The following is a 1,149-nucleotide window of genomic DNA, read 5'->3' as shown; positions in this document are numbered from 1 at the left end:
TCATATTCCGTTCTTCGCAAAAGTAGGGATTATTTCCTTCTTATTTCAATTTTTGGATTTGTTCAACAGACAAAGCCAACTTTTGCGCGATCTGTCGCTCATTCAATCCATCTTGTTCCAACATTCGAATCATACCTCGAATAAGTTGATCCTTCTGCAGAAGAGCCTGTTTCTGTTCTTGAATCGCTTGATCCTTCTGTTGGATTGCCTCTTCTTTCTGTTGGATCATCTCTTCTTTCTGTTGGATTGCCTCTTCTTTCTGTTGGATTGCCTCTTCTTTCTGTTGGATTGCCTCTTCTTTCTGTTGGATCAATAGATCTTTTTGCATGATCACCGTATCACGCGCCTCGATCTCCGAAAGGATCTCATCCTCCACATCCATCGAGCGACGGACATCCGGAGCGACCCCCGCCTTGAGCAAACGGGTCAAGACCGGTACATCCTCCACTTGAAACAGGCTCTCATCAATTTCCAACAAATGATCGTCACCCTTCACCCGGCAGTTCTGGTCAAAGATATTGAGCAGTCGCTCCAACCGGTTGCGAGTCCTTTTTTGCAAGAACGGGATTTGCACGATAATGCTGTCATGCGTCAAGCTCTCGATGAAACGGTCTTTCCCCTCTATCACGTTATCCTCATAATCCAAATAACGGCGACGGACATAAATGACAGGCTCCTTCAACTCGCCCAACGTATGGCCCAAGATATAGATCGAGATGATCGGCAACCCATATTGCGAGTCCGTCCCTTTGCAGACGTTCTCCTTATTCAGGTAATGCGTACCCAGATACTGACGGAAACGAAGCGTCTCGGTCGGCAGCCAAGTCTTTTGCAACTCGATCAAGACCAGATGCTCCTCCCCTTTCTCATCCAGTATCTTTGCGGAGAAATCCATACGGAACAAGGAGATGGTCGCCCGTTGCACATTCGTGTACTCATGCTGACGGACCTGCAACTCACGGATCTCCTTCTTAAGCAACGCAGACAACAAGATATTAGCCACTCTCTCATCCTCCATCATATACTTGAAGACGGAGTCATAAATAGGATTCGCGATTAATGTCATATCGATTCGGTTTTTGATTCGCACCAAAGATAATGAAACTTGCCCACATACAGATAAGGTTTGATATAAAAAGGGCGATATTC

1 protein-coding gene is annotated in these 1,149 nt (G+C 45.9%); it reads right to left on the bottom strand.

What is annotated here, in order from left to right:
* Nucleotides 1-40 precede the first annotated feature (40 nt).
* Entirely contained in the window at nt 41-1,066 is a 1,026-nt protein-coding gene (locus G7Y39_RS13400) for a hypothetical protein (RefSeq protein WP_165157924.1), read from the bottom strand.
* Nucleotides 1,067-1,149 lie beyond the last annotated feature (83 nt).

The organism is Parabacteroides sp. ZJ-118 (assembly GCF_011038785.1).
Lineage (GTDB): Bacteria > Bacteroidota > Bacteroidia > Bacteroidales > Tannerellaceae > Parabacteroides.
The sequence above is the reverse complement of the archived record's forward strand: the minus strand, read 5'-3'. Positions and strand labels throughout refer to the sequence as shown.

Bases quoted from the DNA above. Each gene is read 5' to 3' on its own strand.
- G7Y39_RS13400 (WP_165157924.1), bottom strand. From the start codon at position 1,066: ATGACATTAATCGCGAATCCTATTTATGACTCCGTCTTCAAGTATATG.